The organism is Acidovorax sp. LjRoot118, assembly GCF_964253575.1.
Classification (GTDB): domain Bacteria; phylum Pseudomonadota; class Gammaproteobacteria; order Burkholderiales; family Burkholderiaceae_C; genus Acidovorax.
On the sequence record NZ_CAXURB020000001.1, the window covers coordinates 2,236,802 to 2,263,158 of the forward strand.

The 26,357-nt window shown below is 66.5% G+C and carries 24 protein-coding genes; 14 read left to right on the plus strand and 10 right to left on the minus strand.

Annotation, left to right across the window (positions count from 1 at the left end; translation table 11 throughout):
• Positions 1-3 precede the first annotated feature (3 nt).
• The 4 genes from ACSQ9E_RS10435 to ACSQ9E_RS10450 form a co-directional block, all read right to left on the minus strand.
• The gene (locus ACSQ9E_RS10435; protein WP_057203184.1) at positions 4-858 is read right to left on the minus strand and encodes an enoyl-CoA hydratase-related protein; all 855 of its coding nucleotides are present in this window, start codon (positions 856-858) and stop codon (positions 4-6) included.
• Positions 859-968: 110 nt separating this feature from the next.
• Positions 969-2,291: a hemolysin family protein gene (locus ACSQ9E_RS10440; protein ID WP_057203183.1), complete on the minus strand. Its 1,323-nt coding sequence runs from the start codon at positions 2,289-2,291 to the stop codon at positions 969-971.
• A gap of 122 nt (positions 2,292-2,413) precedes the next feature.
• The gene (locus ACSQ9E_RS10445) at positions 2,414-3,244 is read right to left on the minus strand and encodes a glycine-rich domain-containing protein (protein WP_436217696.1); all 831 of its coding nucleotides are present in this window, start codon (positions 3,242-3,244) and stop codon (positions 2,414-2,416) included.
• An 83-nt stretch (positions 3,245-3,327) separates the two neighbouring features.
• Positions 3,328-4,845 carry a helicase HerA-like C-terminal domain-containing protein gene (locus ACSQ9E_RS10450; RefSeq protein WP_428000538.1) on the minus strand — a complete coding sequence of 506 codons (1,518 nt, stop codon included), beginning with the start codon at positions 4,843-4,845 and terminating at the stop codon, positions 3,328-3,330.
• A 68-nt stretch (positions 4,846-4,913) separates the two neighbouring features.
• Here ACSQ9E_RS10450 and ACSQ9E_RS10455 point away from each other — a divergent pair, with 68 nt between their 5' ends.
• The 10 genes from ACSQ9E_RS10455 to ACSQ9E_RS10500 all read left to right on the plus strand — a co-directional run bounded on the left by ACSQ9E_RS10455 (position 4,914) and on the right by ACSQ9E_RS10500 (position 16,447).
• On the plus strand, positions 4,914-7,691 hold the full coding sequence (locus ACSQ9E_RS10455; RefSeq protein ID WP_436217697.1) for a PDZ domain-containing protein: 2,778 nt from the start codon (positions 4,914-4,916) through the stop codon (positions 7,689-7,691).
• Positions 7,692-7,732: 41 nt separating this feature from the next.
• Complete coding sequence (locus tag ACSQ9E_RS10460) at positions 7,733-8,452, plus strand: YebC/PmpR family DNA-binding transcriptional regulator (protein WP_057203179.1); 720 nt, start codon at positions 7,733-7,735, stop codon at positions 8,450-8,452.
• An 80-nt stretch (positions 8,453-8,532) separates the two neighbouring features.
• A complete protein-coding gene (gene purD, locus ACSQ9E_RS10465) occupies positions 8,533-9,813 on the plus strand; it encodes a phosphoribosylamine--glycine ligase (protein ID WP_057267776.1) in 1,281 nt (426 codons plus the stop codon).
• Positions 9,813-10,769: an oxygen-dependent coproporphyrinogen oxidase gene (gene hemF / locus ACSQ9E_RS10470; RefSeq protein WP_436217698.1), complete on the plus strand. Its 957-nt coding sequence runs from the start codon at positions 9,813-9,815 to the stop codon at positions 10,767-10,769. Before purD ends, hemF begins: the two co-directional genes overlap by 1 nt.
• Positions 10,770-10,951: 182 nt before the next feature.
• A complete protein-coding gene (rsfS, locus tag ACSQ9E_RS10475) occupies positions 10,952-11,797 on the plus strand; it encodes a ribosome silencing factor (RefSeq protein WP_436217699.1) in 846 nt (281 codons plus the stop codon).
• Between the two features lie 56 nt (positions 11,798-11,853).
• Positions 11,854-12,321, plus strand: coding sequence for a 23S rRNA (pseudouridine(1915)-N(3))-methyltransferase RlmH (rlmH, locus tag ACSQ9E_RS10480; RefSeq protein WP_057203175.1), 468 nt, complete (start codon positions 11,854-11,856; stop codon positions 12,319-12,321).
• 91 nt (positions 12,322-12,412) lie between these two features.
• Complete coding sequence (locus ACSQ9E_RS10485; RefSeq protein ID WP_057203174.1) at positions 12,413-13,027, plus strand: Maf family protein; 615 nt, start codon at positions 12,413-12,415, stop codon at positions 13,025-13,027.
• 22 nt (positions 13,028-13,049) lie between these two features.
• On the plus strand, positions 13,050-14,537 hold the full coding sequence (gene rng, locus ACSQ9E_RS10490; protein WP_305746039.1) for a ribonuclease G: 1,488 nt from the start codon (positions 13,050-13,052) through the stop codon (positions 14,535-14,537).
• A 63-nt stretch (positions 14,538-14,600) separates the two neighbouring features.
• Positions 14,601-15,473, plus strand: coding sequence for a helix-turn-helix domain-containing protein (locus ACSQ9E_RS10495; RefSeq protein WP_436217700.1), 873 nt, complete (start codon positions 14,601-14,603; stop codon positions 15,471-15,473).
• A 53-nt stretch (positions 15,474-15,526) separates the two neighbouring features.
• Positions 15,527-16,447: an SDR family oxidoreductase gene (locus tag ACSQ9E_RS10500; RefSeq protein WP_436217701.1), complete on the plus strand. Its 921-nt coding sequence runs from the start codon at positions 15,527-15,529 to the stop codon at positions 16,445-16,447.
• 13 nt (positions 16,448-16,460) lie between these two features.
• Here the strand turns inward: ACSQ9E_RS10500 and ACSQ9E_RS10505 are convergent, their stop codons facing one another.
• The 6 genes from ACSQ9E_RS10505 to lptF form a co-directional block, all read right to left on the minus strand.
• Entirely contained in the window at positions 16,461-17,633 is a 1,173-nt protein-coding gene (locus ACSQ9E_RS10505; protein ID WP_436217702.1) for a pyridoxal phosphate-dependent aminotransferase, read from the minus strand.
• A 67-nt stretch (positions 17,634-17,700) separates the two neighbouring features.
• Positions 17,701-18,588 (minus strand): methyltransferase domain-containing protein, encoded by an 888-nt coding sequence (locus ACSQ9E_RS10510; protein ID WP_436217703.1) that lies wholly within the window; start codon positions 18,586-18,588, stop codon positions 17,701-17,703.
• Between the two features lie 10 nt (positions 18,589-18,598).
• Positions 18,599-19,540, minus strand: coding sequence for a CysB family HTH-type transcriptional regulator (locus tag ACSQ9E_RS10515; protein WP_436217704.1), 942 nt, complete (start codon positions 19,538-19,540; stop codon positions 18,599-18,601).
• A gap of 74 nt (positions 19,541-19,614) precedes the next feature.
• Entirely contained in the window at positions 19,615-19,989 is a 375-nt protein-coding gene (locus tag ACSQ9E_RS10520; RefSeq protein WP_436178590.1) for a sirohydrochlorin chelatase, read from the minus strand.
• A gap of 8 nt (positions 19,990-19,997) precedes the next feature.
• The gene (lptG, locus tag ACSQ9E_RS10525) at positions 19,998-21,104 is read right to left on the minus strand and encodes an LPS export ABC transporter permease LptG (RefSeq protein ID WP_436217705.1); all 1,107 of its coding nucleotides are present in this window, start codon (positions 21,102-21,104) and stop codon (positions 19,998-20,000) included.
• Positions 21,101-22,195 carry an LPS export ABC transporter permease LptF gene (gene lptF / locus ACSQ9E_RS10530; RefSeq protein ID WP_057203166.1) on the minus strand — a complete coding sequence of 365 codons (1,095 nt, stop codon included), beginning with the start codon at positions 22,193-22,195 and terminating at the stop codon, positions 21,101-21,103. Before lptF ends, lptG begins: the two co-directional genes overlap by 4 nt.
• Positions 22,196-22,218: 23 nt before the next feature.
• Here lptF and ACSQ9E_RS10535 point away from each other — a divergent pair, with 23 nt between their 5' ends.
• The 4 genes from ACSQ9E_RS10535 (at position 22,219) to ACSQ9E_RS10550 (ending at position 26,205) form a co-directional block, all read left to right on the plus strand.
• A complete protein-coding gene (locus tag ACSQ9E_RS10535; protein ID WP_428000549.1) occupies positions 22,219-23,724 on the plus strand; it encodes a leucyl aminopeptidase in 1,506 nt (501 codons plus the stop codon).
• A gap of 5 nt (positions 23,725-23,729) precedes the next feature.
• The gene (locus tag ACSQ9E_RS10540) at positions 23,730-24,164 is read left to right on the plus strand and encodes a DNA polymerase III subunit chi (RefSeq protein ID WP_057267758.1); all 435 of its coding nucleotides are present in this window, start codon (positions 23,730-23,732) and stop codon (positions 24,162-24,164) included.
• Complete coding sequence (locus tag ACSQ9E_RS10545) at positions 24,164-24,943, plus strand: hypothetical protein (RefSeq protein WP_436217706.1); 780 nt, start codon at positions 24,164-24,166, stop codon at positions 24,941-24,943. Before ACSQ9E_RS10540 ends, ACSQ9E_RS10545 begins: the two co-directional genes overlap by 1 nt.
• Before the next feature lie 131 nt (positions 24,944-25,074).
• Positions 25,075-26,205 (plus strand): branched-chain amino acid ABC transporter substrate-binding protein, encoded by a 1,131-nt coding sequence (locus ACSQ9E_RS10550; protein WP_057203164.1) that lies wholly within the window; start codon positions 25,075-25,077, stop codon positions 26,203-26,205.
• Positions 26,206-26,357: the final 152 nt, after the last annotated feature.

The following is a 26,357-nucleotide window of genomic DNA, read 5'->3' on the forward strand; positions in this document are numbered from 1 at the left end:
GCCCTACCCCAGCTCTGAAAACCGCTGCAGCGGGGTGAGGGCAGGGAAGTCGCCCGCACGCTTTTGCTTCATGGCCGCGACCGATTCCTGCACATGCCGGTTGCTCCAGATGGCGCCCTGCAGCCAGCCCATCTGGCGCAGGCTGTCTTCCACCGAGTGGTCGCGCGCATAGTTCACGGCCTGCTTGGTGCCCCAGATGGCCACGGGCGGCTTGCTGGCGATCTCCTGGGCGCACTGCAGCGCGGCCGCCAGCATGGCCTCCTGTGTGTCGAAGACCTCGTTGACCAGGCCGTAGCCCAGTGCCTTCTGTGCGGGCATGCGCCGGCCGGTGTAGGCCAGTTCCTTGACCACGCCCATGGGCACCAGCTTGGGCAGGCGCTGCAGGGTGCCCACGTCGGCCACCATGCCGATGTTGATCTCCTGGATGCAGAAGAACGCGTCGGCCGTGGCGTAGCGGATGCAGGCCGCCGTCACCATGTCCACCGCGCCGCCGATGCAGCCGCCGTGGATGGCCATGATCACCGGGATGCGCAGGTTTTCCAGGCGGGTGAAGGTGTGCTGCATGTCGGTCAGCAGGTCGAAGATGGCGGCGCGGCCTTCGGGGCTCTGGTCGTCCATGGTGATGGCGCCGCCGAAGGTCTCGAGCGCCATGCCCGCGCTGAAATGCCTGCCGGTGCTGCTGATGACCAGCGCGCGCGCCTCGCCGGCCTGGTGCAGGTGCACCAGCACCGCGTCCAGCTCGCGCCAGAACGTCGGGTGCATGGTGTTCATGGCCTCGGGCCGGTTCATCACCAGGTGGGCCACATGGCCGGTGGTGGTCAGGGAAAAGCAGGTGAGGGTGGGAGCGGCAGTGTTCATGGGCGAACACTGTAGGCCGCACGCCCGCGCCGCCATCGTCGCGTGGGTGACTCTGCGCGGGTTTTGCCCGAGCCCGCCCCGTGGCAGATGGGGCAGGCGGGGGCGGGGGCTCAGCCGTCCGTGGTTTCCGTGGCGTTGGCCAGTTCGGGCACGGGCAGGCGGCTGGCCAGGATCTTGTCGATGGTCTTGCCGTCCATGTCCACCACTTCGAGCTTCCAGCCTTCCCACTCCACGGTGTCGGTCACCTTGGGCAGGCGGCCGGTCAGCAGCATGATCATGCCGCTCAGGGTGTGGTAGCGGCCGCGCTCTTCCTCGGGCACGGCGTCCAGGTTCAGCCGGTCCTTGAGCTCGGGCACGGGGATGTGGCCGTCCAGCAGCCAGCTGCCATCCTCGCGCTGCAGCGCCCACGAGGTCTCGGGGTCGCGCGGCTGGAACTCGCCGGTAATGGCCTCGATCAGGTCTTGCAGCGTGACGATGCCCTGCACCTCGCCGTACTCGTCGATCACGAAGGCCATGTGCACGTCCGACAGGCGGAAGTTGTCCAGGAGCTCCATGCCGGTGATGGTCTCGGGCACGTACAGTGCCGTCTGCAGCGGCTGGTCGGAGAGACTGTGCGCCTTGTCGCGGATGGTGCGCGAGAGCCACTGGCGCGCATTGAGCACGCCGCGGATGTTGTCCATGCCGCCACGCACCACCGGGAAGCGGGCGTGGTCCGACTCCTCGATGAGTTTCAGGTTCTCCTCGAAGCTGAGGTCCAGGTCCAGGCACACCACGTCGCCGCGCGGCACCATGAGCGAGCCGATCTGGCGGTCGTCCAGGCGGAACACGTTGCGCACCATGGTGTGCTCGTGCGATTCGATCACGCCGGCCGTCGTGCCCTCCACCAGCATGGCGTGGATCTCTTCCTCGGTCACCGGGCTGCCGCTGGTTTCCTTCACGCCGAGCAGGCGCAGCAGCGTGCGCGTGGAGGTGGACAGCAGGATGACGAAGGGCTTGGTCGCCAGCGCCAGGAAGTTGATGGGCCGCGAGACCAGGCGCGCAAAGGTTTCGGGGTGCGACTGGCCGATGCGCTTGGGCACCAGTTCGCCCACGACGATGGAGAAGTAGGTGATCAGCACCACCACCAGGCCGGTGGCGGCGTAGCCGCCGTAGGGAGGGGGTACACCCAGCGATGCCAGCCAGGCTGCCAGCGGGGCCGCCAGGGCGGCCTCGCCCACGATACCGTTGAGCACGCCGATCGACGTGATGCCGATCTGGATGGTGGAGAGGAAGCGGGTGGGGTCTTCGCCCAGTTTCACGGCGGCGGCTGCGCCGCTATCGCCCTCATCAATCATCTTTTGCAGCCGGGCCTTGCGTGCAGTGACCAGAGCGATCTCTGACATGGCGAACAGCCCATTCAAAAGGATGAGGGCGAACAGTATTGCGATTTCCATAGACAGGGGACACACGGCCCCCTTGAAGTTCAGAAGCTGTCCATTGTAGGGGTGTGGTTATTGCCGTGGTCGGCAACGGTTATCCGGCCGGCAGGCGCCGTCAGTTTTCCGTCATGGCATTCTTAGTCGCCCCCACCACCGCCGCAGCCACCACCGCCGCAACTGCCCCCATCGCTCCCGCCGTCGCTGGAGCTGTCGCTGCTGCTGCTGGAACTGTCGGCCCCACCGAAATCATCCGAGCTGCCGCTGTGGCTGCCATCGGCAAAGCTGGTGCCGCAGTAGGTGCCGCTGCCATCGCCGCCTGCGGCGTTCTTGGCCAAAATGTTGCTGCAGTCGGGCAGGTAGGTGAAGCCGCCGGCAATCGCCATCTTGGCGTCCAGCGCAAACAGCAGCGGCAGCCGGCTGGGGGCCTTGGGGTTGATGGCTTCGTCCTTGCAGGCCCAGAACCAGGCGCGGCGCAGGCCATCGTTGTTCCTGGCCTTGGCGCCCAGGGCCTCGGCAGGGGTGTGGTGCAAAAAGAAGCCCAGCGCGTTGTGGCACCAGGTCTTGTAGGCCTGTGTGTGCAGAATGAAATCGTGCCAGAGCGCATCCACTGCCTTGGACGGCATGGCCACGAATTGCTTGCGGCTGCGCATGCAGGCCATGAAGAACTGGCGCAGCCCGCGCTCCACGAGTTCGCAGTCCTTCTGGGAGAGGTGCGGGTAGGTTTCGCGCAGCTTGCGCTTCAGATACGCGGGCAGGCGCGCCTCGCGGATGTAGCGCTCGCGCACCGTGCGTGTCCACTGCACGACGATGGCGGTGACCGCCACCGTGCACACCAGGTAGATGGCCCAGCGCCAGTTGGGCCGCAGCAAGCCTGCAAAGGCGGCCACTAGGGCCAGTGCCCATAACGCGATGGCCAGTTGCACCACGTTGCCGCCGTAGCGCACCAGCAGCCTGTCGATCTTGCCCATCGGTTTCCCCCTTTGTTATGTGTCTGTTTTCCGGGGTTTTACCTCTTTTTCGAGGGGCTGATGTGACTATTTTTAGAGTGCGCTCACCGCTTCCTTCCACCGAAGACGCTGCCCAGCACGCCACGCAGGATTTCCTTGCCCAGCGAGGTGCCCATGGTGCGCACGGCCGACTTGGCCATGGTCTGCGCCAAGCCGTCGCGCTTGCCACCGCGCGGGCCGGTGGATCCGAACAGCACGTCGTTCAGCCCGCCCAGAAGGCCGCCGCCTTCTTCTGCAGGCGCTGCCACCGAGCCCTTGCCTGCGGGCGTCGCCTGTGCCGTTGCGTCTGCAGTGCGGCCCTTGAGCTTTTCATAGGCAGACTCGCGGTCCACCACCTTCTCGTACACGCCGGCCACGAGCGAGCTGGCCATCAGCGCCTGGCGCTGCTGCGGCGTGATGGGGCCCAGCTGGCTGCCCGGGGGCAGCACAAAGACGCGCTCGGTCACGCTGGGGCGGCCCTTGGCGTCGAGAAAACTGATCAGCGCTTCGCCTACGGCCAACTCGGTGATGGCGGTCTCGATATCCAGGCCCGGCTTTTGCCGCATGGTGGTGGCCGTGGCCTTCACGGCCTTCTGGTCGCGTGGGGTGAAAGCGCGCAGCGCATGCTGCACGCGGTTGCCCAACTGGGCCAGCACCGTGTCGGGGATATCGAGGGGGTTCTGCGTCACGAAGTACACGCCCACGCCCTTGGAGCGCACCAGGCGCACCACCAGTTCGATGCGCTCCACCAGCACCTTGGGAGCCTCGTTGAACAAGAGGTGGGCCTCGTCGAAGAAGAACACCAGCTTGGGCTGGTCCGGGTCGCCGATTTCGGGCAACTGCTCGAACAGCTCGGACAGCATCCACAAAAGGAAGGTGGCGTACAGGCGCGGCGAATTCATGAGCTTGTCGGCCGCCAGGATGTTGACCACTCCCTGGCCATCCACCGTCTGCATGAAGTCCTGGATGTTGAGCATGGGCTCGCCGAAGAACTGTGTGCCGCCCTGCTGCTCGATCTGCAGCAGCCCGCGCTGGATGGCGCCCACGCTGGCCGCGCTCACGTTGCCGTACTCGGTCGTGAATTCCTTGCCGTTGTCGCCCACATACTGCAGCATGGCGCGCAGGTCCTTGAGGTCCAGCAGCAGCATGCCGTTGTCGTCGGCGATCTTGAACACCAGGTTGAGCACACCCAATTGCGTCTCATTGAGGTTGAGCATGCGCCCCAGCAGCAGCGGCCCCATGTCCGACACCGTGGCGCGCACCGGGTGGCCCTGCTCGCCGAACACGTCCCACAGCGTGGTGGGGCAGGCCAGGGGGGCGGGCAGGTCCAGCCCCCGCTCCTTGAGCGTGGCGGCCAGCTTCTCGCCGATCTTGCCGGGCTGGCTGGCCCCGGTGAGGTCGCCCTTGACGTCGGCCATGAACACCGGCACGCCAATGCGCGAGAAATTCTCGGCCAGCGTCTGCAGCGTCACCGTCTTGCCGGTGCCCGTGGCCCCGGTGATCAGCCCGTGGCGGTTGGCCAGGCTCGGGAGCAGGTGGCATTCGGTGGTGCCGTGCTTGGCAATCAGGAGTGGTTCGGCCATGGTCGGTTCCCGCATCGTTGTGTGTACTGATTCGATAGCATAGAGGACAAAAGAGGGAGAGTTGCTTGATGGCGATCTGCAAGCGGAGATGGGGACGGCTTTTTCATGCCGTGCGGCAAAAATGGGCGGGCATGCTCGTCGCGAGCGTCTGCCTTGCCGCCGGTGTGGCCGCAGCAGGCCAGACTGGGCACCAGGGGCCGCGCCTGGACAGCATCACCTATGTGGTGTCCAACCCCCAGATCGTCTTTGCGGCAGGGGATGGAATCTTCAAGTCGACCGATGGTGGGGCCTCTTGGGTGGGGTTGAAGACGCCCCTCGGCTACGGGCAGGTCGTGTCCGATCCGCATGATCCTCGACGGGTCGTTGCCGTGTGGAGTGGCCAGTCTTCGGGGGCTGGCGACTATCTGGAGTCCCTCGATGGCGGCGGGACCTGGTCGCACAAGCATGTTGTGCAGAAGACGCGGGATGTCGCGGGGCCGTTTTCTCATCAGTTGCTCATGCACCCGTCTCGGCCTGGTGTGTGGCTTGTCTATGGAATGGGCAAGCTCTGGACTACGCAGAACGCGGGGGCATCGTGGGAAGCCGGCCCCGATCTGGGGCTTGCGCGGTCAAGGGTGAACCTGGCTGCCACGCAGGAGGCGTTCTATGTGCATTCATCAACGCAGGTCTGGCGATCGGAGGATGGCAAGGACTGGCAGTCGACAGGATTTCCCGATGGCCAGGAGCTGTGGGCCATGGAGGCCCTGTCGGGAGACCGCGTGGCCGTTGCATCCCGCCAGGGCTGGTGGCTGAGGTCTGCAGAGGGCATCTGGCGGCCGGGGCCTCCTTCCCCAACGGGCGAATCCAGGAGTCAACTGCCTTGGGAGCAAGGCCCCCACCCGGATGCCATGGGTAGACACTGCAGGCCCGTTCAGTCACCTGCCGACGCTGCCTACCTGGTCGCTAGCTGCGCGATAGGCGGCTTCTCGTCGGTTCCGTCCAGTATCCAGTTGCACAGCTTCGACTTCGGTGCGACCTGGTCGCGCATCGGCGGGGCCGGCCTTCCCTCCAACTGGTCTCCGAGCGTGATTGCGCCGCATCCGCGCGATTCGAGAATATTGCTCATGGCCTGGGCATCGGGCCGTGTCTTCCGCTCGCACGACCACGGCGCGACGTGGGCAGCTTCAGACGGAGGGGTAAGCATTCCGCGTTCCGTGGAGTACATGGACCACGGGTCCATCGCAGTGTTTCCGTTGCTGGAATACCCGCGTGAGACCCGGATCAACCAGGCGGTCATTGCCGACGACCTGGCAGCCGTTCGGCAACTTGCGGCGGCTGGCGCTGATCTGAACGAGCGCGGGCCTGCAGGGCTGTCTGCGGTGGAATGGGCGCTCATGCTCGGAGCGCATGTGGACAGGCCCAGGCGAGGGGACACGATGTACTGGGCGCTGCGCGGGCTGGGTGCGGCCGTGCCTTCCCAAGAGCATGCCAATGCCAAAATCGTATGGCGGGCCGTGGAACATGGGCAATTCGGCCGTGTCCTGGAGGAACTGCTCCGATCTGGCTGGCGGCTGACCGCGAAGCTGGGGGAGGAGCAGGACACATTGTTGGGTGACCAGGCGCAGCATCGCTGCCGCAATGTCTGGGAAGGGACGGGTCCCAAGCCTTGTTCCTCCATATTGGCAGGGCGGCCCCTGGAGGCCTGGATCGATTTGCATCTGTCACGGGTGCCGCCTGGAGAAAGTGCGCAACTGGTACTGGATCTGGCCGCTCTGGGTCAGATGCCCCTGGCCCAGCGGGTGGCGTCCGTGGATGCCGGGCGCTACCGTGCTGGCAGCGACGTCGTGCGGCTGATGCGAGAGCTTCCCACCCAGGCATCTTCGCTGCGCCGCCAGATTCTTGTTGCCTACCGAGGGCGATATGGCGATGTGGGCGCTGGGGGGGTACTGTATTGGGGGCTGAAAGAGGAATACCGAACCGGAGACTGGGTGCCCGATGTGCTGCGGCATGATCGCAGCATCATCGATCCGAAGAACGCCGAGATCCTCGTTCATGCGTTGCTGGGTTCGCTGAACCGGCCCGACTGGGTGAAGGCGATCTGGGCCGGCAAGGCGGGGCCCCAGCTCACCAGCGAGGGCCGGCAGGCAGTTCTGGCTTCGGTGGTGCTCAGTTGTGACGGAGCCCTGGTGGCTGCAGCCGCAAAGGCAGGATTGCCCTTGGCCCGTACCCACTTCGATACCGGTGAAAGCCCGATGAGGGCTGCGCTCGGGAAATGCACCGCATGGGATCCTGCCTGGCTGGACCCGCACCTGGATCAGTTTCACCGAGCGGGTTTGCGCTTGCGTACCTATGAACTTTGGGATCTCTCGCCCGATGAAGCGGCGGCTTTGCGCCGGTTCCCGGGACGGGCTGACTACCGGAGCCTGGGGGACTGCGTGATGGCAAGGCCCGAGGAACCGGCTGCGCAGGCTGCAGCCCCCGGCGCTGCGTGGGCTCCCCTTGGCCTGTCGTTGCCAGATGGTCCCCGGCGTTCGGACGCGTCGCTTCGGTGCCTCCCGGTGGGCTCCGGCGCGGGGGTGGGGTTGCAACTGGCGCCGCAGCTACCAAGCGGGCATGCCGTGGTCCAGGAGGTCATCGCAGGCTATCCCGCGGACCTGTCCGGTATCCGCCCCGGCGACAGGATCGTTGCGGTGGATGGCATCTCCACCCGTGGAGTGCCGTGGCGCCAGGTTCCCCTGCGCCTGAAGGGAAAAGCTGGCTCCAGGGTCGCCCTGACGGTCGTGCGGGAGGATGGCAGGCGGTCGACCCACCGTCTGTTTCGACAAACCCTTCCCGGCAAGCCGCCGATGGCCATTGCCGAAAAGTAAAATCATCCCAACAGACTCCATCAATACAAAAAGGACTTCCCGTGGCAGGACACAGTAAATGGGCGAATATCCAGCACCGTAAGGGGCGGCAGGATGAAAAACGCGGCAAGATCTGGACCCGCATCATTCGCGAAATCACCGTGGCGGCCCGTTCGGGCGGCGGGGATCTGTCTGCCAACCCCCGCCTGCGCCTGGCGGTGGACAAGGCCAAGGCGGCCAACATGCCGGCCGACCGCATCAAGTACAACATCGACAAGGCCACCGGCAACGCCGAAGGCCTGACCTACGAGGAAATCCGCTACGAGGGCTATGGCATCGGTGGCGTGGCCATCATGATCGACACCATGACCGATAACCGCGTGCGCACGGTGGCCGAGGTGCGCCACGCCTTCAGCAAGCACGGCGGCAGCATGGGCACCGAGGGTTCGGTGGTGTTCCAGTTCAAGCACTGCGGCCAACTGATCTTTGCGCCGGGTACCGATGAGGACAAGGTCATGGAAGTGGCGCTCGACGCCGGCGCCGAGGATGTGCTGACCGATGGGGACGGCGCCATCGAGGTGCTGACCGCGCCGGCCGACTTCGAGGCCGTGAAGAACGCCCTGGAGGCCGCAGGCCTGACGCCCGAGGTGTCCGAGGTCACCATGCGCGCTGAAAACACCATCGAGCTGGAGGGCGAAGACGCCGTGCGGATGCAAAAATTGCTCGACATCCTGGAAGACCTGGACGATGCCCAGGAGATCTACCACAACGCTGCGCTCTGAAACGCTGCCACGATTGAATTCACAACACTGTCCCTGTAACAGCCGTTTGGCCGGTTGCAGACAGGTTCTAATAGGCTGGTATGAAGGTTCTTGTAATTGGTGGCGGCGGCCGTGAACACGCAATGGCCTGGAAGCTCAGCCAGTCTCCCAAGGTCACCAAGGTGTTTGTGGCACCCGGCAACGGCGGCACGGCCCTGAACTCCAAGCTGGAGAACGTGGCCATCACCGACGTGCGCGAGCTGCGCATCTGGGCTCAGGCCGAGAAGATCAGCCTTAGCGTGGTGGGCCCCGAGGCGCCGCTGGCCGCTGGCGTGGTCGACGAATTCCGTGCGCATGGTCTGCGCGTGTTCGGCCCCACGCAGGCGGCCGCACAGCTCGAAAGCTCCAAGGCCTTCTCCAAGGCCTTCATGCGCCGCCACGGCATTCCCACGGCAGACTACGACACCTTCACCGACCCGGTGGCGGCCCATGCCTTCGTGGACCGCCTGGGGGCGCCCATCGTCATCAAGGCCGACGGCCTGGCGGCCGGCAAGGGCGTGGTCGTGGCCATGACGCTGAAAGAGGCGCACGATGCCGTGGACTTCATGCTGGTGGACAACAAGTACGGCGTGACCCACAACGAGGGGGGCGCCCGCGTGGTGATCGAAGCCTTCCTCGAAGGCGAGGAAGCCTCCTTCATCGTTCTGTGCGACGGCAAGAACGTGCTGGCCCTGGCTACCAGCCAGGACCACAAGCGCCTGAAGGACGGCGACGAAGGCCCGAACACCGGCGGCATGGGTGCGTATTCGCCCGCACCCGTGGTCACGGCCGACGTGCACGCCCGCGCCATGCGCGAAATCATCCTGCCCACCATCCGTGGCATGGAAAAGGATGGCATTCCCTACACCGGCTTCCTCTATGCCGGGCTGATGATCGACGCCAAGGGCCATCCCAAGACGCTCGAATTCAACTGCCGCATGGGCGACCCCGAGACCCAGCCCATTCTGATGCGCCTGAAAAGCGACCTGGCCGACGTGCTGGGTGCCGGCGTGGACGGAAAGCTCGACCAGATCGAGTTGCAGTGGGACCGCCGCACCGCGCTGGGCGTGGTGATGGCCGCCCACGGCTACCCCGAGAACCCGCGCAAGGGCGACACCATCACCGGCCTGCCGGCCGATGCGGACGACGCCGTGGCCTTCCATGCGGGCACGGCCCTGAAGGACGGCGTGGTCAGCGTCACGGGCGGCCGCGTGCTGTGCGTGACGGTGCTGGCCGACAGCGTCAAGCAGGCACAGCAGCGCGCCTACGATGTGGCGCGCAACATTCAGTTCGACGGCGCGCAATACCGCCGTGACATCGGCTTTCGCGCCCTCAAAGGCTGATGTCGGTTGACTCCCTGAACACCGCTGCCACGGTGGAGCGCGTGCGCAGCTACCTGCAGGGGCTGCAGCTGCGCATCACCGAAGCCCTGGAGGCCGTGGAGGGCGAGGGCGGGGCCCGCTTTCTGGCCGATGCCTGGCACAAGGCGCCCGGCGAGGCGCTGCAGGGCGATGGCGTGACGCGCATCCTCGAAGGCGGGCGCGTGTTCGAGCGCGCAGGCTGCGGCTTCTCGCATGTGCGCGGGCCGCTCTTGCCGCCATCGGCCACGCAGCACCGGCCCGAGTTGGCGGGTGCGCCGTTCGAGGCCATGGGCGTGTCGTTGGTGTTCCACCCGCGCAACCCCTATGTGCCCACGGTGCACATGAACGTGCGCATGATCGCTGCGGGCCACCCCGGACAGGCGCCGACCTGCTGGTTCGGCGGCGGCATGGACCTCACGCCGTACTACGGCTTCGAGGACGATGCGGTGCACTTTCACCGCACCTGCCGCGATGCGCTGGCGCCCTTTGGCGATGACAAGTACCCGCGCTTCAAGCAGTGGTGCGACGAGTACTTCTTTCTCAAGCACCGCAGTGAGCAGCGCGGCGTGGGCGGCGTGTTCTTCGACGACTTCTCCGAGCTGGGCTTCGAGCAGAGCCTGGCCATGACGCAATCGGTGGGCGATGCCTTCCTGTCCGCCTACCTGCCCATCGTCGAGAAGCGCCAGGGCATGCCCCACGGCGAGCGCGAGCGTGAATTTCAGCTGTACCGCCGGGGCCGTTATGTGGAGTTCAACCTGGTGTGGGACCGGGGCACGCATTTCGGCCTGCAATCGGGCGGTCGCACCGAGTCCATCCTGCTGTCCATGCCGCCGTTGGTGTCGTGGTCGTACCAGCGCCAGGAGGGCGCCGATTCGGCCGAAGCGGCGCTGGCAGAGCGCTTCCTGGTGCGGCGCGAATGGCTTGCGGATACGCCCTGAAACGGCCGTTGTCTGCAAAAAGCTATAATTTCAATAGCTGCACGCGCTTTTGGCGCCAGCAGCGAAGGGCTCCAACGCCCTTTATCGCCTGAGCGCCACCGCGCAACACCCAAGGCCCAGCCCACTGGCTGCACGCCCCGTTGCGCGCTATATTGATTCCATTCCTCATAAATCACCGCCTGATGACCACATCCACCAAATCGGAAACCGCCGCCAAGAAAGACGTCACCAAACTCCAGCGCGCCATCGTCGATGGCCTGGAAGACGTCAAGGCGCAAGACATCCAGGTCTTCAACACCGAGCATCTCTCGCCGCTGTTTGAACGGGTCATCGTGGCATCGGGTACCTCCAATCGCCAGACCAAGGCGCTGGCCGCCAGCGTGCGCGACGCGGTGAAGGAAGCCGGCTTTTCCAAGCCGCGCATCGAAGGCGAAGACAACGGCGAATGGATCATCGTGGACTGCGGCGCCGCCGTGGCGCACATCATGCAGCCCGCCATCCGCCAGTACTACCGCCTGGAAGAGCTGTGGGGCGAAATACCTGTGCGCCTGAAGCTGGGCGCGGCCAAGCCGGCATCGTCGGCAGCCACCGAGCTGGCCGAGAAGAAGTCGGCCCAGAAGGCCGCCAAGTCTGATGCCAAGTCGGCCGCCAAGAGCGGTACTTCGGCCGGCCCTGCGGCCAAGAAGGCTGCAGCGCCTGCCAAGTCGGCAGCGCGCCCCGGCGCCAAGTCGGCGGCCAGGCCCGCACCGGCTGCGGCCAAGCCGGCAGCCAAGGCGCCCGCAAAGGCACCGAGCCGCGCCCCCGCGAAGTCTGGCACCGCCGCCAAGGCCGCACCAGCCAAGAGCGCGGCAAAGACCAGTCCAGCAGCCAAGAAGCCCGCCGCCACCAAGGCACCGATCAAGACCATCGTGGTCAAGCCATCGGTGCCGCGCAGCAAGGCCAATGCCGAGGCGGCCAAGCCCGCGTCGCGCGGTGGTGCACGGCCAGCGGCCAAGGCCCCAGCCAAGAGGGCGCCCGGCCGCAAGTGAGGCGATGGAGGGGGGCTTCGGCCTGTCTCCCGCACTCTCTTGGCGCCTGAATTGCCATGAAACTGCTGATCGTGGCCGTGGGCCAGCGCGTGCCCGACTGGGCACAGACCGCCTACGAAGACTATGCCAAGCGCTTCCCGTTCGAGATCAAGGTCGAGCTCAAGGCGGTGAAGACCGAGCCGCGCGGCTCCAAGACCATCGAGACGCTGTATGCCGCCGAGCGTGAGCGCATCGAGGCCGCCATTCCCCGGGGCACCCGCGTGGTCGCGCTCGACGAGCGCGGCACCAACCTCACCACCAAGGCCCTGGCCGAGCGGCTCAAGGGCTGGCAACTGGGCGGGGACGACGTGGCCCTGGTCATCGGCGGGCCCGACGGGCTCGACCCGGCCTTTCGCCAGGCGGCGCACGAGCGCATCCGCCTGTCCGACCTGACCCTGCCGCATGCCATGGTGCGCGTGCTGCTCATCGAGCAGCTGTATCGAGCCTGGTCCGTGAACGCAGGCCACCCCTACCACCGGGAATGATGTCCCGGGCGTGATTTGCTACCGATTGCGTAGCAAGGGATGATAGGAATTCGCGGTTCTACTGCACGTTCTTGGTTATCCTTCATCCACCATGCCGGACTTCATCTACCTCGCCTCCCAAAGCCCCCGCCGCCGCCAGCTGCTCGACCAGTTGGGCGTGCGCCATGAACTGCTGGTGCCCAATGTGGACGGCGACATGGGCGAGGATGCCGAGGCCATCGAGGAAGTCCACCCTGGCGAGGTGCCCACCGCCTACGTGCAGCGCGTCACCGGCCTCAAGCTCGATGCTGCCATGGCGCGCCGCGCGCGCCGGGGCCTGCCGGAGGCGCCCATACTGTGTTCCGACACCACGGTGGCACTGGGCCGCGCCATCTACGGCAAGCCCGACGATGCCGCGCATGCCGGGCGCATGCTGACCGAGCTGGCGGGGCGCACGCACCGCGTGCTCACGGCCGTGGCGCTGCAGATGGGCACGCGGCGCGTGGCGGCGCTGTCGGTCTCGCGCGTCACCTTCGCGGCGCTCACGCCGCAGCAGGTCGATGACTACGTGAACACCGGCGAACCCCTGGGCAAGGCCGGTGCCTATGGCGTGCAGGGCCGCGCGGCGGCCTTCATTCCCCAACTGAGCGGCAGCTATTCGGGCATCATGGGCCTGCCCATGTACGAGACTGCGCAATTGCTGCGCGCCGCCGGATTTCCGGTCTGAAAACAAGAAACGCTGACCGACCATGCAACAAGACATCCTCATCAACTGGTCGCCGCAGGAGACACGCGTCGCCATCGTGGAGCACGGCGCGGTGCAGGAGCTGCACATCGAACGCACGCTGGAACGCGGCCTGGTGGGCAATGTCTACCTGGGCAAAGTCTCGCGCGTGCTGCCGGGCATGCAGTCGGCCTTCATCGACATCGGCCTGGAGCGCGCCGCCTTTCTGCACGTGGCCGATGTCTGGCAGCGCCAGCCCGATGGCGAGCCGCCCGCGTTCGCGCGCAAGGGCGAGCCGCAGGTGCCCATCGAAAAGCAGGTGTTCGAGGGCCAGTCGCTCATGGTGCAGGTCATCAAGGACCCCATTGGAACCAAGGGCGCGCGCCTGTCCACACAGATTAGCATCGCCGGGCGCCTGCTGGTCTTTTTGCCGCAGGACGACCATGTCGGCGTGTCGCAGAAGATCCCCTCGGCCGAGCGCGACGCCTTGCGGGCCCGCCTGCAGGCCATGGTGGGCGACAAGGCCACGGGTGGTGGCGGCGGCTTCATCCTGCGCACCAATGGCGAGGATTCGACCGATGCCGAGCTGGCCGAGGACATCGCCTACCTGCGCAAGACCTGGGCGCGCATCAAGGATGCATCGCTCCGGCTTCCGCCCATGTCGCTGCTGCACCAGGACCTGGACCTGCTGCAGCGCGTGCTGCGCGACCTGGTGGGCGACCACACGCAGACCATCCGCCTCGACTCGCTCGAGCAGTACCAGCGCCTGCGTGCCTTCGGGCAGGAGTTCATGCCCGCCGCAGCGCCCAAGCTGCAGCACTACAAGGGCGAGCGGCCCATCTTCGACCTGTACTCCATCGACGAAGAGGTGGCCAAGGCCCTGGGCCGGCGCGTGGACCTCAAATCGGGTGGCTACCTCATCGTCGACCAGACCGAGGCGCTCACCACCATCGACGTGAACACCGGCGGCTATGTGGGTGCGCGCAACTTCGACGACACCATCTTCAAGACCAACCTGGAGGCCGCCCAGGCCATCGCCCGCCAGCTGCGCCTGCGCAATCTGGGCGGCATCATCATCGTGGACTTTATCGACATGGTGCAGGGCGGCCACCAAGAGGCGGTGCTCTCCGAGTTCAAGAAGCAGCTCGGGCGCGACCGCGTCAAGACCATGGCCGGCGGCTTCTCGCAGCTGGGCCTGGTGGAGATGACGCGCAAGCGCACCCGCGAATCCCTGGCCCACATGCTGTGCGAGCCCTGCGAGGCCTGCCAGGGCAAGGGCAGCGTGAAGACCGCGCGCAGCGTGTGCTACGACATCCTGCGCGAGATCCTGCGCGAAGCGCGCCAGTTCAACCCACGCGAGTTCCGTGTGGTCGCCTCGGCGCGCGTGGTGGAGCTGTTCCTCGACGAGGAAAGCCAGCATCTGGCGGGCCTGTCGGACTTCATCGGCAAGCCGATCTCGCTGCAGTCCGAAAGCGCGATGGGGCAGGAGCAGTACGACATCGTGCTGCTGTAGCGGAACGCGCGGGCGCCTGCCGGTACAGGCAGTGGATTAGGATGGAGCCATCTGCAGCATCCCATGACCGAGCGCCTCTTTCTCCGCCTCGATGGTGACCCCTCGCACGGGCCCGAAACCACGGTGCCCGCCGACACGCTGAGCGCCTTTCAAGTGGGCAAGCAACTGGGTGCCCATGTCTCCCAGATCCTGCTGTACCGCGAGACCTTTGTTGGCGACGCCGAGGTGGCCGAGCGTGTGCTGCCCGACGGGGCCGTGCGCCTGGTGATTCACCTGGGCGATAGCACGCTGGCCGGCCTGGCGGGTGAGCGCCAGGGCAGCGTCGCCCTGGGCGCCGCCACCGCGCCCGTGCTGCTGCGCTGGCGCCGCAGCAGCATGCACAGTGTGTCGGTGGCGCTGCGCCCTGGCGCCGCATCGGCCTTGCTCGGGGTGCCAGCCGGGGAACTGCAGGGCAGGGCGGTGCCGCTGGATGCCTTGTGGGGCGGGGCCTTTGCCGAGCTGCGCGAGCGCATGGCCGGGCAGCGCGACGACCAGGCGCGCATTGCCCTGCTGCGGGCCGCTCTGGAGCAGCGCCTGGTGCGGAGCACTCGGCCTGCCAACCCTTGTGCGGCACAGGCCGCCATGCTGATGGCCGAATCTGCAGGCCGCCTGCGCCCCCGAGACGTGGCCCAGGCCTTCGGGATGGGCGAGCGGCGCCTGCAGCAAATCTTCCGAGCCGAGGTGGGCATGTCGCCCAAGGCCTGGAGCCGGCTTGCTCGCCTGCACGCCTGCCTGCGCGTGCTGCGCGGAGCTCCAGTGGCGCCGCCTTGGGCCGCGCTGGCCGCCGATGGCGGCTTCTACGACCAGGCGCACCTGGCCAACGAGTTCCGGGCGCTTTGTGGACTGTCGCCCAACGAGTTTCTGCAGCGCGGCGCTTCGCTTTCTTCCAAGACCTGAGCGCCGGGCCTCTGTACCGTGGTGGTCCATCAAGAGAACCAAGGATTGACCGCATGAATCAAGCGCCAGCATCCCTGAAGGGAAAAGTGGCCCTCGTGGCCGGAGCCACCCGGGGCGCCGGCCGAGGCATCGCCGTGCAGCTCGGCGCGGCCGGAGCCACCGTCTATGTGACTGGCCGCTCATCGGGCGCGCAGCGTTCGGAGATGGACCGGCCCGAGACCATCGAGGAAACCGTGGCCCTTGTGGACCAGGCTGGCGGCAAGGGCATCGCCGTGCGGGTGGACCACCTGGTGCAGGACGAAGTGCGTGCATTGGTGGCCCGCATCGAACGCGAGCAGGGCGCGCTGCACCTGCTGGTGAACGACATTTTCGGCGCCACCCACATCGAATGGAACAAGACCGTGTGGGAGTCCGACTTGGACTACGGCCTGCGCACGCTGCGCCTGGCGGTAGACACGCATGCCATCACCAGCCACTTTGCCATCCCCTTGCTGCTCAAGGCGCCGGGTGGTCTGGTGGTAGAGGTCAACGACGGCACGGCCGAGTACAACGGCATGCGCTACCGCAACTCGTTCTTCTACGACATCGCCAAGGCTGCCGTGCTGCGCATGGGTTTTGCGCTGGGGCACGAACTCGGGCCCCATGGCGCCACCGGCGTGTCGCTGTCGCCCGGCTGGATGCGCTCCGAGGCGATGCTGGAGGCCTTTGGTGTCACCGAGGCCCACTGGCGCGATGCGGTGGCGCGCGTGCCCTGCTTCGCGGTGGCCGAAAGCCCGGCCTACGTGGGCCGGGCCGTGGTGGCGCTGGCGCAGGACCCGCAGGTGGCGCGCTGGAATGGGCAATCCCTCTCCAGCGGGCAGCTGGCGCGGGTCTATGGCTTCACGGACCTGGACGGCAGCCAGCCCGATGCTTGGGGCCATATGCTGGCCGAGGAGCGGGCTGGCGAGCCGGTGGACGTGGCCGGCTACCGCTGACGCGGCTCGCCGGTCACAGCTTGCGCAGCCGCTCCAGCGCGGCGCGCAGGGTGTCGTCCTTCTTGGCGAAGCAGAAACGCACTACGCGCTGGTCGAAGCCGTCGCCGTAGAAGGCCGATAGCGGAATGGCGGCAACGCCGATCTCGCGCGTGAGCCACTGGCAGAAGTCCGATTCGTTCAGGTCGCTCACGGCCGAGATGTCCACGCACTGGAAATAGCTGCCGGTGCTGGGCAAGAGCTTCAGGCGCGAGCCAGCCAGGCCTTCGCGGAACAGGTCGCGCTTGGCCTGGTAGAAGGCGGGCAGCTGCAGGTAGGGGGCGGGGTCCTTGAGGTACGAAGCCAGGCCGTACTGCACGGGGGTGTTCACCGTGAACACGTTGAACTGGTGCACCTTGCGGAACTCGGCCGTCAGCGCGGCGGGCGCCGCCACGGTGCCCACCTTCCAGCCCGTGACGTGGAAGGTCTTGCCGAAGCTCGAGACGATGAAGGCGCGCGCCGCCAGGCCCGCGAAGCGCGCAGCGCTCTGGTGCTGGCCGCCGTCGAACACCATGTGCTCGTAAACCTCGTCGCTGATCAGCAGGATGTCGGTGGGGGCCAGCAGGTCCTGCAGCGCCCGCATGTCCTCGGCACTCCAGACGGTGGCGCTGGGGTTGTGCGGGGTGTTGATCAGGATGGCGCGCGTGCGCGGCGTGATGGCGGCGCTGATCTTGCCGAAGTCAGGGCGGAAGGTGCCGGGCGTGAGCGGCACGCGCACCGCGCGGCCGCCGGCCAGCTCGATGTTGGGCACGTAGCTGTCGTAGCAGGGGTCGAGCACGATGACCTCGTCGCCCGGGTGCACGATGGCCAGGATGGTGGTGATGATGGCCTGCGTGGCACCGGCGGTGATGGTGATCTCGCTGGCCGGGTCATAGCGACGGCCATGCAGTGCCTCGATCTTGGCCGAGACCGCCTCGCGCAGCGCGGGCACGCCGGTCATGGGCGGGTACTGGTTGTGGCCGGCCTGCATGGCGGCGGTGACCGCATCGACCAATGCCGGGTCGCAGGCAAAGTCCGGAAAGCCCTGGCCCAGGTTCACCGCATTGTGTTCGGCCGCCAGGGCCGACATCACGGTGAAGATGGTGGTGCCCACCTGGGGCAGCTTGCTGGCAAGGACGGGGGTGCGTGCGGTGTCGGTCGCGAGGGTCATGGGACGGGGAGGAGGAGAGAAGGAAAGGAAAGGAAAGGGGTATGCGGGTGCGCCGATGGCTGGCGACCTAGCCGCCGTTGCGGCGGAATATCACCACGTCAATGTCGCTCGGGGCGCCCCAGCGCACCAGTGGGTACGCCGCCACGATGGCCAGCCAGATAAGCGGTGCCAGCCAGCGCACGCCCGATTTGAAGTAGGTGATGCGCGCATACAGGCCATCGAGGTGCACGCTGGCCAGATGGGCCGAGTCGATCAGGGTGAGGCCGTGCCGCGCACTCAACTGGGTGAGGTTGCGTGCATGGAAGTAGTGCAGATGGGGCGACGGCATGCCTTTTTGCCAGAGCCGGTCAAAAAATGCGCCCGCGCCGAACCGGTGCAGCAGCTTGCTGGCGCGGTAGAACACTCCGCGGCTGGAGGGCAGGTTCAGCACCAGCAACCCCCCGGGGGCCAGCCGTGCAATGCACTGCGATAGCAGCCCATCGGAATGCGGGATATGTTCGAACACATCGTTGAAGACGATGACGTCAAACTGCTCGTGCGCAGCCAGCACATCGGGAAAGAAGCCCTCGCGCACCAGTGCCCCGTTGCGCTGCGCCTGCTCGCACACGGCGTGGTCCGGCTCCAGTCCCAGGGCGGTAAAGCCCCGGGATGCCGCAGCTTTCACAAACCACCCATGGGCTGCGCCCACGTCCAGCAGGCGCGTGCCAGCGGGGGCGGTATGTCGGCCGATGCGGTCCAGCAATTGGTTGAAATTGGCCTCGCGCAGGCTCTTGAGTGCGGTGTCGCGCTGGGCTTCATCGAGCTTCTTGTGGGATTCGGCTTCATTGATCGCGGGCGCAAACTGTGCGAATTCGTAGCCGCACAGCGCGCATACCCAGTGCCATTCCTCCAGTCCGGCGCGCAGGGTCTGGCCGCAGCAAACGCAAGGGGCTGCGGTTGTCGAAGAAGAATTCATGGTCCGGTTATCAGAGTTCATAGTCGTTGACGTGGCCGCTCATGGCGCGGGCAATCAGCTCGCGGCTCAGGCGGTCGCTCAGCAATTCCGCGAATTTGTACACGAAATTGCGCAGGTAGGCCCCACGCTTGAAGGCCACACGCGCCACGCTCTGGCCAAACAGGTGGCCCACGGGGCGCACCACCAGGTCGCCCACGGGGTCGTCGCGCATCGCCATTTCGGCCACGATGCCGATCCCCAGGCCCAGGCGCACATAGGTCTTGATCACGTCGGAGTCGATGGCTTCGAGCGCGATGCGCGGCTGCAGGCGGCGCGCGGCAAAGGCGTGGTCGATCTTGCCGCGCCCGGTGAACGAGGGGTGGTAGGTGATCAGCGGCTCGTGGGCGATGTCATCGAGGCCGATGCGGTCCTTCTGCGCCAGCGGGTGGCCGGGGGGCAGCACCAGCACATGCTCCCATTCGTAGCAGGGCAGCGTCACGAGTTCGGGGTAGTCGGCCAGCGATTCGGTGGCCATGCCGATCTCGGCCACCTCGTCGATCACCATGCGTGCCACCTGGTCGGGCGTGGCCTGGTGCAGGCTGATGTTGACCTTGGGATAGGCCTCGCGCAGGCGCGCCACGGGCACGGGCAGCACATAGCGGGCCTGGGTGTGGGTGGTGGCAATGCTCAGCGTGCCGTTGTCCTGGGCGCTGAACTGCTCGCCAATGCGCTTCAGGTTGCCCACCTCGCGCATGATGACCTCGATGCTCTTGAGCACATGCTGGCCGGGCTCGGTGATGCGCTTGAGGCGCTTGCCGTGGCGCGCGAAGATGTCCACGCCCAGCTCTTCCTCCAGCTCGATGATGGCCTTGGAGACGCCCGGTTGCGAGGTGTGCAGGGCCTTGGCGGCTTCGGTCAGGTTCAGGCCGCGCCGCGCGGCCTCCTGGACAAAGCGGAATTGGTGCAGATTCATATCTGATATCGCCTAAAGAGTTGCATCATTATGCTGCAAGCATCTAAGAGATACCGGAGACGGTTGGCAAAAACTCAGCTGGCAGGCAATTCGCAGGCGATCTCGGCCATGAGAGCCGTCATGCGCGGGTCTTCGCCGATGGCGGCCTGCACGTTGAACTGCACGCCGCTGTGGCTGGCACGCAGCTGCTCCAGCAGCACGGGCAAATCCTCGCGCGCATGCTTGCCGGTGCCCAGGAACATGGGCACCACGGTGACCTGGCGGGCGCCTTGTGCCACCAGCGACGCGACAGCGTCGGGCAGGGCGGGGGCGCACAGCTCCAGGTAGGCGCAGGCGACGGGCCGGCCGGGTTGCTGCGCGGCGATGCGCGCAGCAACGGCTTCCATGGGTGAGCGCCACAGGGGGTCGCGTGAGCCGTGGGCGAAAAGGACGATGGCGTGGTCGGGCATGGGTGTGGCTAGCGTCTGAGTACCAGCCAGCTGAAGGCACCCAGGGACAGTAAAGAGTAGATCAGCCCCGGCGCTGCCGCCGTGAGCCAGGGCGACCAGTTCTGCAGGTTGCCGGCATAGCCGAACACGTTGTTGAGCAAAAAGAAGCTGATGCCGGCCATGACGCCGCCGAACACATAGCCGGCGATGCCGCCCGAGCGGAAGTGCAGGTAGGCAAAGGGCAGGGCCAGCACCACCATCACCAGGCAGGAGAGGGGGTAGAACACCTTGCGCCAGAACTCGATCTCGTAGCGCTGGGCCGACTGGCCGTTGCTGTCCAGGTGGCGGATGTACTGGAAAAGGTCCACCGTGGCCATGCGGTCGGGCTTGAGCAGCGAGGCGGCCACCATGTCGGCGCTGATGCGCGTGGGCCACTGCAGTGCGGGCACGCTCAGCCGGTCCACGCGGGCCTGGTCTTCGCCGCGCTGCAAAAAACTGCTGCGCTGCACGTCGGTCAGCTCCCAGCCGCCGCCGTCGCCAAAACGCCCCGATGCCGCGCGCGTCTGCGAGGCCAGCAGCCCCTTGGCGTCGAACTCGAAGATGCGGATGTCGAGCATGCCGCCGTCGGGCGTGAGGGCGCGCACGTTGACGGCGTAGGAGTGGTCGTCCTGGCGCTCCTTCAGCCAGGCGCCGGTGGCGCCCGAGGTGAGGCGGCCCAAGTGGCGCACCTTGATCAGCTGCGCAGCCTTGTCGCTCAGGGGCGCGATGTAGTCGCCCACGGCGAAGGTCAGCACCACGAAAAAGCCGCCCAGCGTGAGCAGGGTGCGCATGGCCCGCCAGGGGCCCATGCCGCTGGTGCGCATGATGGTGAATTCGGAGCTCTGCGCCAGGCGTGCCATCACGAAGATGGTGCCGATGAGCACCGTGATGGGAAGCAGCTCGTACAGGTGGCTGGGGATGCTGAGCACCACGAACAGCATGGCGTGCGAGAGTTGGTAGCCCTGGGGCCCCGTGCGGCCCACCCAGCGCAGCTCATCGACCAGGTCGAAGAAGAAGAACAGGGACAGGAAGCCGATGGTGACATAGGCGACGGCGAAGAAGGCCTCGCGGTGGATCAGGCGGCGGATGGTTTTCATGCGGGGCTCCGGCGCTGCCAAAGGCGGCGCAGGCTCCAATTGTTGTGGCGCGCGGTCAGCAGCAGCAGCGAAAAAGCCAGGATGCCGCCGTGCAGCATGAGCATGAAGCTGGCAAGGCCCAGGCGCCCGGCACCGACCCAGCTGGTACCCAGGGTCATGAGGTTGTAGTAGACGATGAAGGCGAAGAGCGCGAACACCAGGCTGGTGCTGCGCCCCGCGCGTGGGTTGACGGTGGCCACGGCCAGGCCCAGTACCACGAAGTTCAGCGCCGCCAAGGCCAGGCCGATGCGCCAGCCCAGCTCGGCCCGGTAGGCCGGCAGGGGCTGCATCAGCAGCTCATGGGTGGCGCGGGTCTTGACCGAGAGCTCTTCGGCAGAGCCGGCGGGGGCCGAGCCGATGCGGGTGGTGTATTCCTCGAACTCGCTGATTTTCAGGCCCGGCTTGTCGTGCGCGGTCTCCAGGCGCTGCCCCTGGCTGAGCACGGCCATGCGCTCGCCGCCCTGCGTCTCCAGCCGGGCACTGCGCGCGGAGGTGACGGTCTCCTTCTTGCCCACGTTGGTGGCAATGAAGATGTTGTTGCCCACCATGTTGTCGGGGCTGTCCTTGTCGATGAAGAACACCCGGCTGCCGTTGGCCGACTCCTGGAACTCACCGGGGGCGATGCGGTCGATGTCGCTGCGCTGCTCGTAGCGGGTCTTGAGCTCCTGGATCTGCGTATTGGCCCAGGGCCACACCAGCAGCGAGAGCACGGCGATCACCAGCATCGAGGGCCAGGCAAAGCGCAGCAGCGGGCGCAGCAGGCTGATGAGCCCGCGGCCGCTGGCGAACCAGATCACCATCTCGCTGTCGCGGTACATGCGCGAGAGCGTGCTGACCACGGCGACGAACAGGCTCAGGGTCAGAATGGTGGACAGCTGGCCCAGCACCGTGAAGCCCATGACCAGCATCACGTCGGAGGGGCTCACGCTGCCGCGTGAGGCCTGGCCGAGGGTGCGGATCAGCATCATGGTCATCACCACGGTGACCAGCACCACCAGCGTGGCCCCGAAGCTGCGCGCCAGCTCCTTGCGGATGGATGAATCGAATAACATTGGCTATAAGGAAAACACCGATTATGAACTTTGATCTGAAGACCCTTGAATTGCCGGCAGCTGCTTCCGAGAAATGCGACCTGCTGGTCGTGTTGGTCCCGGAGGGCTTCAAACCGGGGCGCGACGCCCTGTCCACGCTGGCGGCCCTGGCGCTCAAGCAAGGCGACTTTTCCGCCAAGCCCGGCAAGAGCCTGGCGCTGTACCAGGTGCCCGCCGTGGCGGCGCGCCGCGTGCTGCTGCTGGGTGTGGGCGATGGCGCGGCCCGTGCCGTGCGCCAGGCGCTCGGCGCGGTGGCCTCGGCGCTCAAGGCGCCCCAAACCAAGCGCGTGGTGCTGTGCTTTGCCGGCAGCGCCCAAGCCGATGCGGTGTGCGCGGCGGTGCAGGCCGTGGCCGACGCGAGCTATGTCTACACCACCACCAAGCCCAAGGCCGAGGCGCGCAGCCTGAACCGCGTGGTTGTGGGTGTGCCCGACCCCTCCGAGGTGCGGGTGGCCTTCTACCAGGGCATCGCCCTGGTGGAAGGGGTGGAGTTTGCCCGCGAATGGGGCAATCGGCCCGCCAACCATGCCACGCCCACCTTGCTGGCAAATGCCGCCAAGACGCTGGCCAAGCAGCCGCGCATCCAGTGCAAGGTGCACGGCCCGGCCGAAGTCGAGCGCCTGGGCATGGGCTCCTTCATGGCGGTGGCCAAGGGGTCGGAAGAGCCGCTGCGCTTCATCGAACTGCGCTACAGCGGTGCGGCCAAGGACCAGGCGCCCGTGGTGCTGGTGGGCAAGGGCATCACCTTCGACACCGGCGGCATCTCCATCAAGCCGGCGGCCGAGATGGACGAGATGAAATTCGACATGTGCGGCGCCGCCAGCGTGCTGGGCGTGTTCCGTGCCCTGGGCGAGCTGCAGCCCACCATCAACGTGGTGGGCCTGATCCCCGCCTGCGAGAACATGCCCGATGGCCGGGCCGTGAAGCCGGGCGACGTGGTGACCAGCATGAGCGGCCAGACCATCGAGGTGCTCAACACCGACGCCGAAGGGCGCCTGGTGCTGTGCGATGCGCTGACCTATGCCACGCGCTTCAAGCCTGCGGCCGTGGTGGACATCGCCACCCTCACCGGCGCTTGCGTGATTGCCCTGGGCGGCGTGCGCAGCGGCCTGTTCAGCAACAACGAGGACCTGGCCCAGGCCCTGCAGGTGGCCGGCGATGCCGCCCAGGACCCGTGCTGGCGCATGCCGCTGGACGATGACTATGCCGATGGCCTCAAGAGCAACTTTGCCGACATGGGCAACGTGGCCGGCCGCGCGGGTGGTGCCATCACGGCCGCCAAGTTCCTGCAGAAGTTCGTGGGCGACATGCCCTGGGCGCACCTGGACATCGCCGGCACCGCCTGGAAGGGCGGGGCGGCCAAGGGCTCCACGGGTCGCCCCGTGGGCCTGCTGGTGCAGTACCTGCTGGACCGCGAGGCAGATGCCTCGTCGGCCCCCAAGCCGGCCGCCAAGCGCGCGACCCGAACCACCCGCGCCAAGGCTGCCTGAGCCAGATGACAGAAGTCGCCTTCCATTTCAACGCGCCGGACAAGGTGGCGTACGCCTGCCGGTTTGCGCGCAAGGTGCTGCGCAGCGATGCGCGCCTGGTCATCGCCGGCCCGGCCCATGTGCTGGCGGCGCTGGACCGGCAGATGTGGAGCATGGCACCGCAGGATTTCGTCGCACATTGCACCGACGCGGCTGACGAGGACCTGCGCCTGGCCTCGCCGGTGCTGCTGACCTCGGACGTGCAGGGTGCACCGCACCACGAGGTGCTGCTGAACCTGGGCGCCGAGGTGCCCGAAGGCTTTGGCCGTTTCGAGAAGCTGATCGAAGTGGTCAGCGCCCACGACGAAGAGGACCGGGGACACGCGCGCAACCGCTGGCGCCACTATGCCTCGCGTGGCTACGCCATCGTGCGCCACGATCTGGTGCTGAAGGGCGCTTGATGGCCACCACGCCACCCCGCACGCCGCCCCGTTTTGTGCCCACGCTCACTGAAGTGGTGCAGGTGCCCGGTGCCATGCCCGTGCCCCTGGTGGCGAAGCCGCCTGCGGCCGTGTCCCCTGCGGTTGCGGCGCGCCCGTCTCCTGCGGTGGCAGCCCCTGCCGCCGCCACGCCCAGCCGTGCAGTGCCCCAGGCGGCCCCGGTGGTTGCCCCTGCGCTGGCGCCTGCCGCCGCCACACCCGCAGCCGCCTCACCGGTGGCGCAGGCGGCCAGCCGTGCCCTGGAGGCCCTGGCATTGCGCCGCGCCCAGATCGCGGCGGCTGCCCCCTCGGCCTTGGCCGCCCCTGTGGCTTCGCTGGCGGTGCCGCAGGCCATGGTGGCACTCTCGCTTGCGCCAGCGCCCACACCCTCACCCGCAGTGCCTGCGGCATCCTTGCCCGCCAGGCCACCAGGCGCAGCGGCGCGCCCCGTGGTGGCTCCGATGGCCGTGGCCGTTGCAGCGCCTGCAGCAGCCCAGGTGGTGCCGAATATGGGGCATCAGGCCGCCGCGCGTGCACTGCCGGAGGGCATGGAAGAGTACATGGTGCACCGGGTCATGCAGCGGGTGGATGTGGCCCTGGACCAGCGTCTGCGCGATGCCATCGCCACAGTGGTGCAGGAGCAGACGCGGTCGGTGCTTCCCAGGCTGCGCGAGGAGATCGAATCCGTGGTCCGCCACGCGGTATACGAGGCCGTGGCCGATGAGCTCGCAGGCAGCCACACTGCGCCGACAAAGGGATGACAGGGTATTCCCCTGTGGTTTCTCCCTCATTTAATCGTGTTCCCTAATGATCTGGCCCGTAAATTGCGATATGTTCGCCTGCGTTGAGACACAAGACTAATTCTCAGCGTTTATCTTTACTGGAGATTGATATGCAATTGAAGTTGAAACTGACCGTGGTTGCTGCTATCGCGGCTGCTGCTGGTGTGGCCTCTGCACAAGAGCAGGTGGTCAAGATCGGCCACGTGGCTCCGGTTTCCGGCGCCCAAGCCCACTACGGCAAGGACAACGAAAATGGCGCCCGCATGGCCATTGAAGAACTGAACACGCAGGGCATCACGATCGGCGGCAAGAAGATCAAGTTCGAACTGCAGGCAGAAGATGACGCAGCCGATCCTAAGCAAGGCACGGCCGCTGCACAGAAGCTGTGCGACGCCAAGGTGGCTGGCGTTGTGGGTCACCTCAACTCCGGTACCACCATTCCTGCTTCCAAGGTCTACAACGACTGCGGCATCCCCCACGTGACCGGCGCGGCCACGAACCCCAACCTGACCAAGCCAGGCTACAAGACCACGTTCCGCATCATTGCCAACGACAACGCCCTGGGCGCTGGCCTGGCTGCCTACGCCGTGGACACGCTCAAGCTCAAGACGGTTGCCATCATCGATGACCGTACCGCTTACGGCCAGGGCGTTGCCGACGTGTTCAAGAAGACCGCTTCCGCCAAGGGCATCAAGGTGGTGGACGAGCAGTTCACGACCGACAAGGCCACCGACTTCATGGCCATTCTGACCGCCATCAAGTCCAAGAACCCTGATGCCGTGTTCTTCGGTGGCATGGACCCCCAAGGTGGCCCGATGCTGCGCCAGATGGAACAGCTGGGCATGGGTAACGTGAAGTTCTTCGGTGGTGACGGCATCTGCACGGCTGAAATCGCCAAGCTGGCCGCCGGCGCCAAGACCCTGGCCAACGTGATCTGCGCCGAAGGCGGCGCATCGCTGGCCAAGATGCCTGGCGGTACCGCCTGGAAGGCCAAGTACGACGCCAAGTACCCCAACCAGTTCCAGGTGTACAGCCCCTACACCTACGACGCCACGTACCTGATCGTGGACGCCATGAAGCGTGCCAACTCGGTGGACCCCAAGGTCTACACCCCCGAGCTGCTCAAGTCCAGCTTCAAGGGCGTGACCTCGACGATCGCCTTCGAACCCAACGGCGAAATGAAGAACCCTGCCATCACCCTGTACAACTACAAGGACGGCAAGAAGACCCCCCTGAACTAAGGGATGGACTTGCCTTCAACCGGCTAACGTCGCTCCGGAGCCTTGCCGTGCTACAGCACTGTCTGCGGCTCCCCGCCTAGTTATCCGGTCGAATGCAATCCCGTGCGGGAGCGCTGCCTTCGGGCAGTGCCCTGCGGAATCAAAAAAGGCTT

Bases quoted from the DNA above. Each gene is read 5' to 3' on its own strand.
- ACSQ9E_RS10435 (WP_057203184.1), bottom strand. From the start codon at position 858: ATGAACACTGCCGCTCCCACCCTCACCTGCTTTTCCCTGACCACCACC.
- ACSQ9E_RS10440 (WP_057203183.1), bottom strand. From the start codon at position 2,291: ATGGAAATCGCAATACTGTTCGCCCTCATCCTTTTGAATGGGCTGTTC.
- ACSQ9E_RS10445 (WP_436217696.1), bottom strand. From the start codon at position 3,244: ATGGGCAAGATCGACAGGCTGCTGGTGCGCTACGGCGGCAACGTGGTG.
- ACSQ9E_RS10450 (WP_428000538.1), bottom strand. From the start codon at position 4,845: ATGGCCGAACCACTCCTGATTGCCAAGCACGGCACCACCGAATGCCAC.
- ACSQ9E_RS10455 (WP_436217697.1), top strand. From the start codon at position 4,914: ATGGCGATCTGCAAGCGGAGATGGGGACGGCTTTTTCATGCCGTGCGG.
- purD (WP_057267776.1), top strand. From the start codon at position 8,533: ATGAAGGTTCTTGTAATTGGTGGCGGCGGCCGTGAACACGCAATGGCC.
- hemF (WP_436217698.1), top strand. From the start codon at position 9,813: ATGTCGGTTGACTCCCTGAACACCGCTGCCACGGTGGAGCGCGTGCGC.
- rsfS (WP_436217699.1), top strand. From the start codon at position 10,952: ATGACCACATCCACCAAATCGGAAACCGCCGCCAAGAAAGACGTCACC.
- rlmH (WP_057203175.1), top strand. From the start codon at position 11,854: ATGAAACTGCTGATCGTGGCCGTGGGCCAGCGCGTGCCCGACTGGGCA.
- ACSQ9E_RS10485 (WP_057203174.1), top strand. From the start codon at position 12,413: ATGCCGGACTTCATCTACCTCGCCTCCCAAAGCCCCCGCCGCCGCCAG.
- rng (WP_305746039.1), top strand. From the start codon at position 13,050: ATGCAACAAGACATCCTCATCAACTGGTCGCCGCAGGAGACACGCGTC.
- ACSQ9E_RS10495 (WP_436217700.1), top strand. From the start codon at position 14,601: ATGACCGAGCGCCTCTTTCTCCGCCTCGATGGTGACCCCTCGCACGGG.
- ACSQ9E_RS10500 (WP_436217701.1), top strand. From the start codon at position 15,527: ATGAATCAAGCGCCAGCATCCCTGAAGGGAAAAGTGGCCCTCGTGGCC.
- ACSQ9E_RS10505 (WP_436217702.1), bottom strand. From the start codon at position 17,633: ATGACCCTCGCGACCGACACCGCACGCACCCCCGTCCTTGCCAGCAAG.
- ACSQ9E_RS10510 (WP_436217703.1), bottom strand. From the start codon at position 18,588: ATGAATTCTTCTTCGACAACCGCAGCCCCTTGCGTTTGCTGCGGCCAG.
- ACSQ9E_RS10515 (WP_436217704.1), bottom strand. From the start codon at position 19,540: ATGAATCTGCACCAATTCCGCTTTGTCCAGGAGGCCGCGCGGCGCGGC.
- ACSQ9E_RS10520 (WP_436178590.1), bottom strand. From the start codon at position 19,989: ATGCCCGACCACGCCATCGTCCTTTTCGCCCACGGCTCACGCGACCCC.
- lptG (WP_436217705.1), bottom strand. From the start codon at position 21,104: ATGAAAACCATCCGCCGCCTGATCCACCGCGAGGCCTTCTTCGCCGTC.
- lptF (WP_057203166.1), bottom strand. From the start codon at position 22,195: ATGTTATTCGATTCATCCATCCGCAAGGAGCTGGCGCGCAGCTTCGGG.
- ACSQ9E_RS10535 (WP_428000549.1), top strand. From the start codon at position 22,219: ATGAACTTTGATCTGAAGACCCTTGAATTGCCGGCAGCTGCTTCCGAG.
- ACSQ9E_RS10540 (WP_057267758.1), top strand. From the start codon at position 23,730: ATGACAGAAGTCGCCTTCCATTTCAACGCGCCGGACAAGGTGGCGTAC.
- ACSQ9E_RS10545 (WP_436217706.1), top strand. From the start codon at position 24,164: ATGGCCACCACGCCACCCCGCACGCCGCCCCGTTTTGTGCCCACGCTC.
- ACSQ9E_RS10550 (WP_057203164.1), top strand. From the start codon at position 25,075: ATGCAATTGAAGTTGAAACTGACCGTGGTTGCTGCTATCGCGGCTGCT.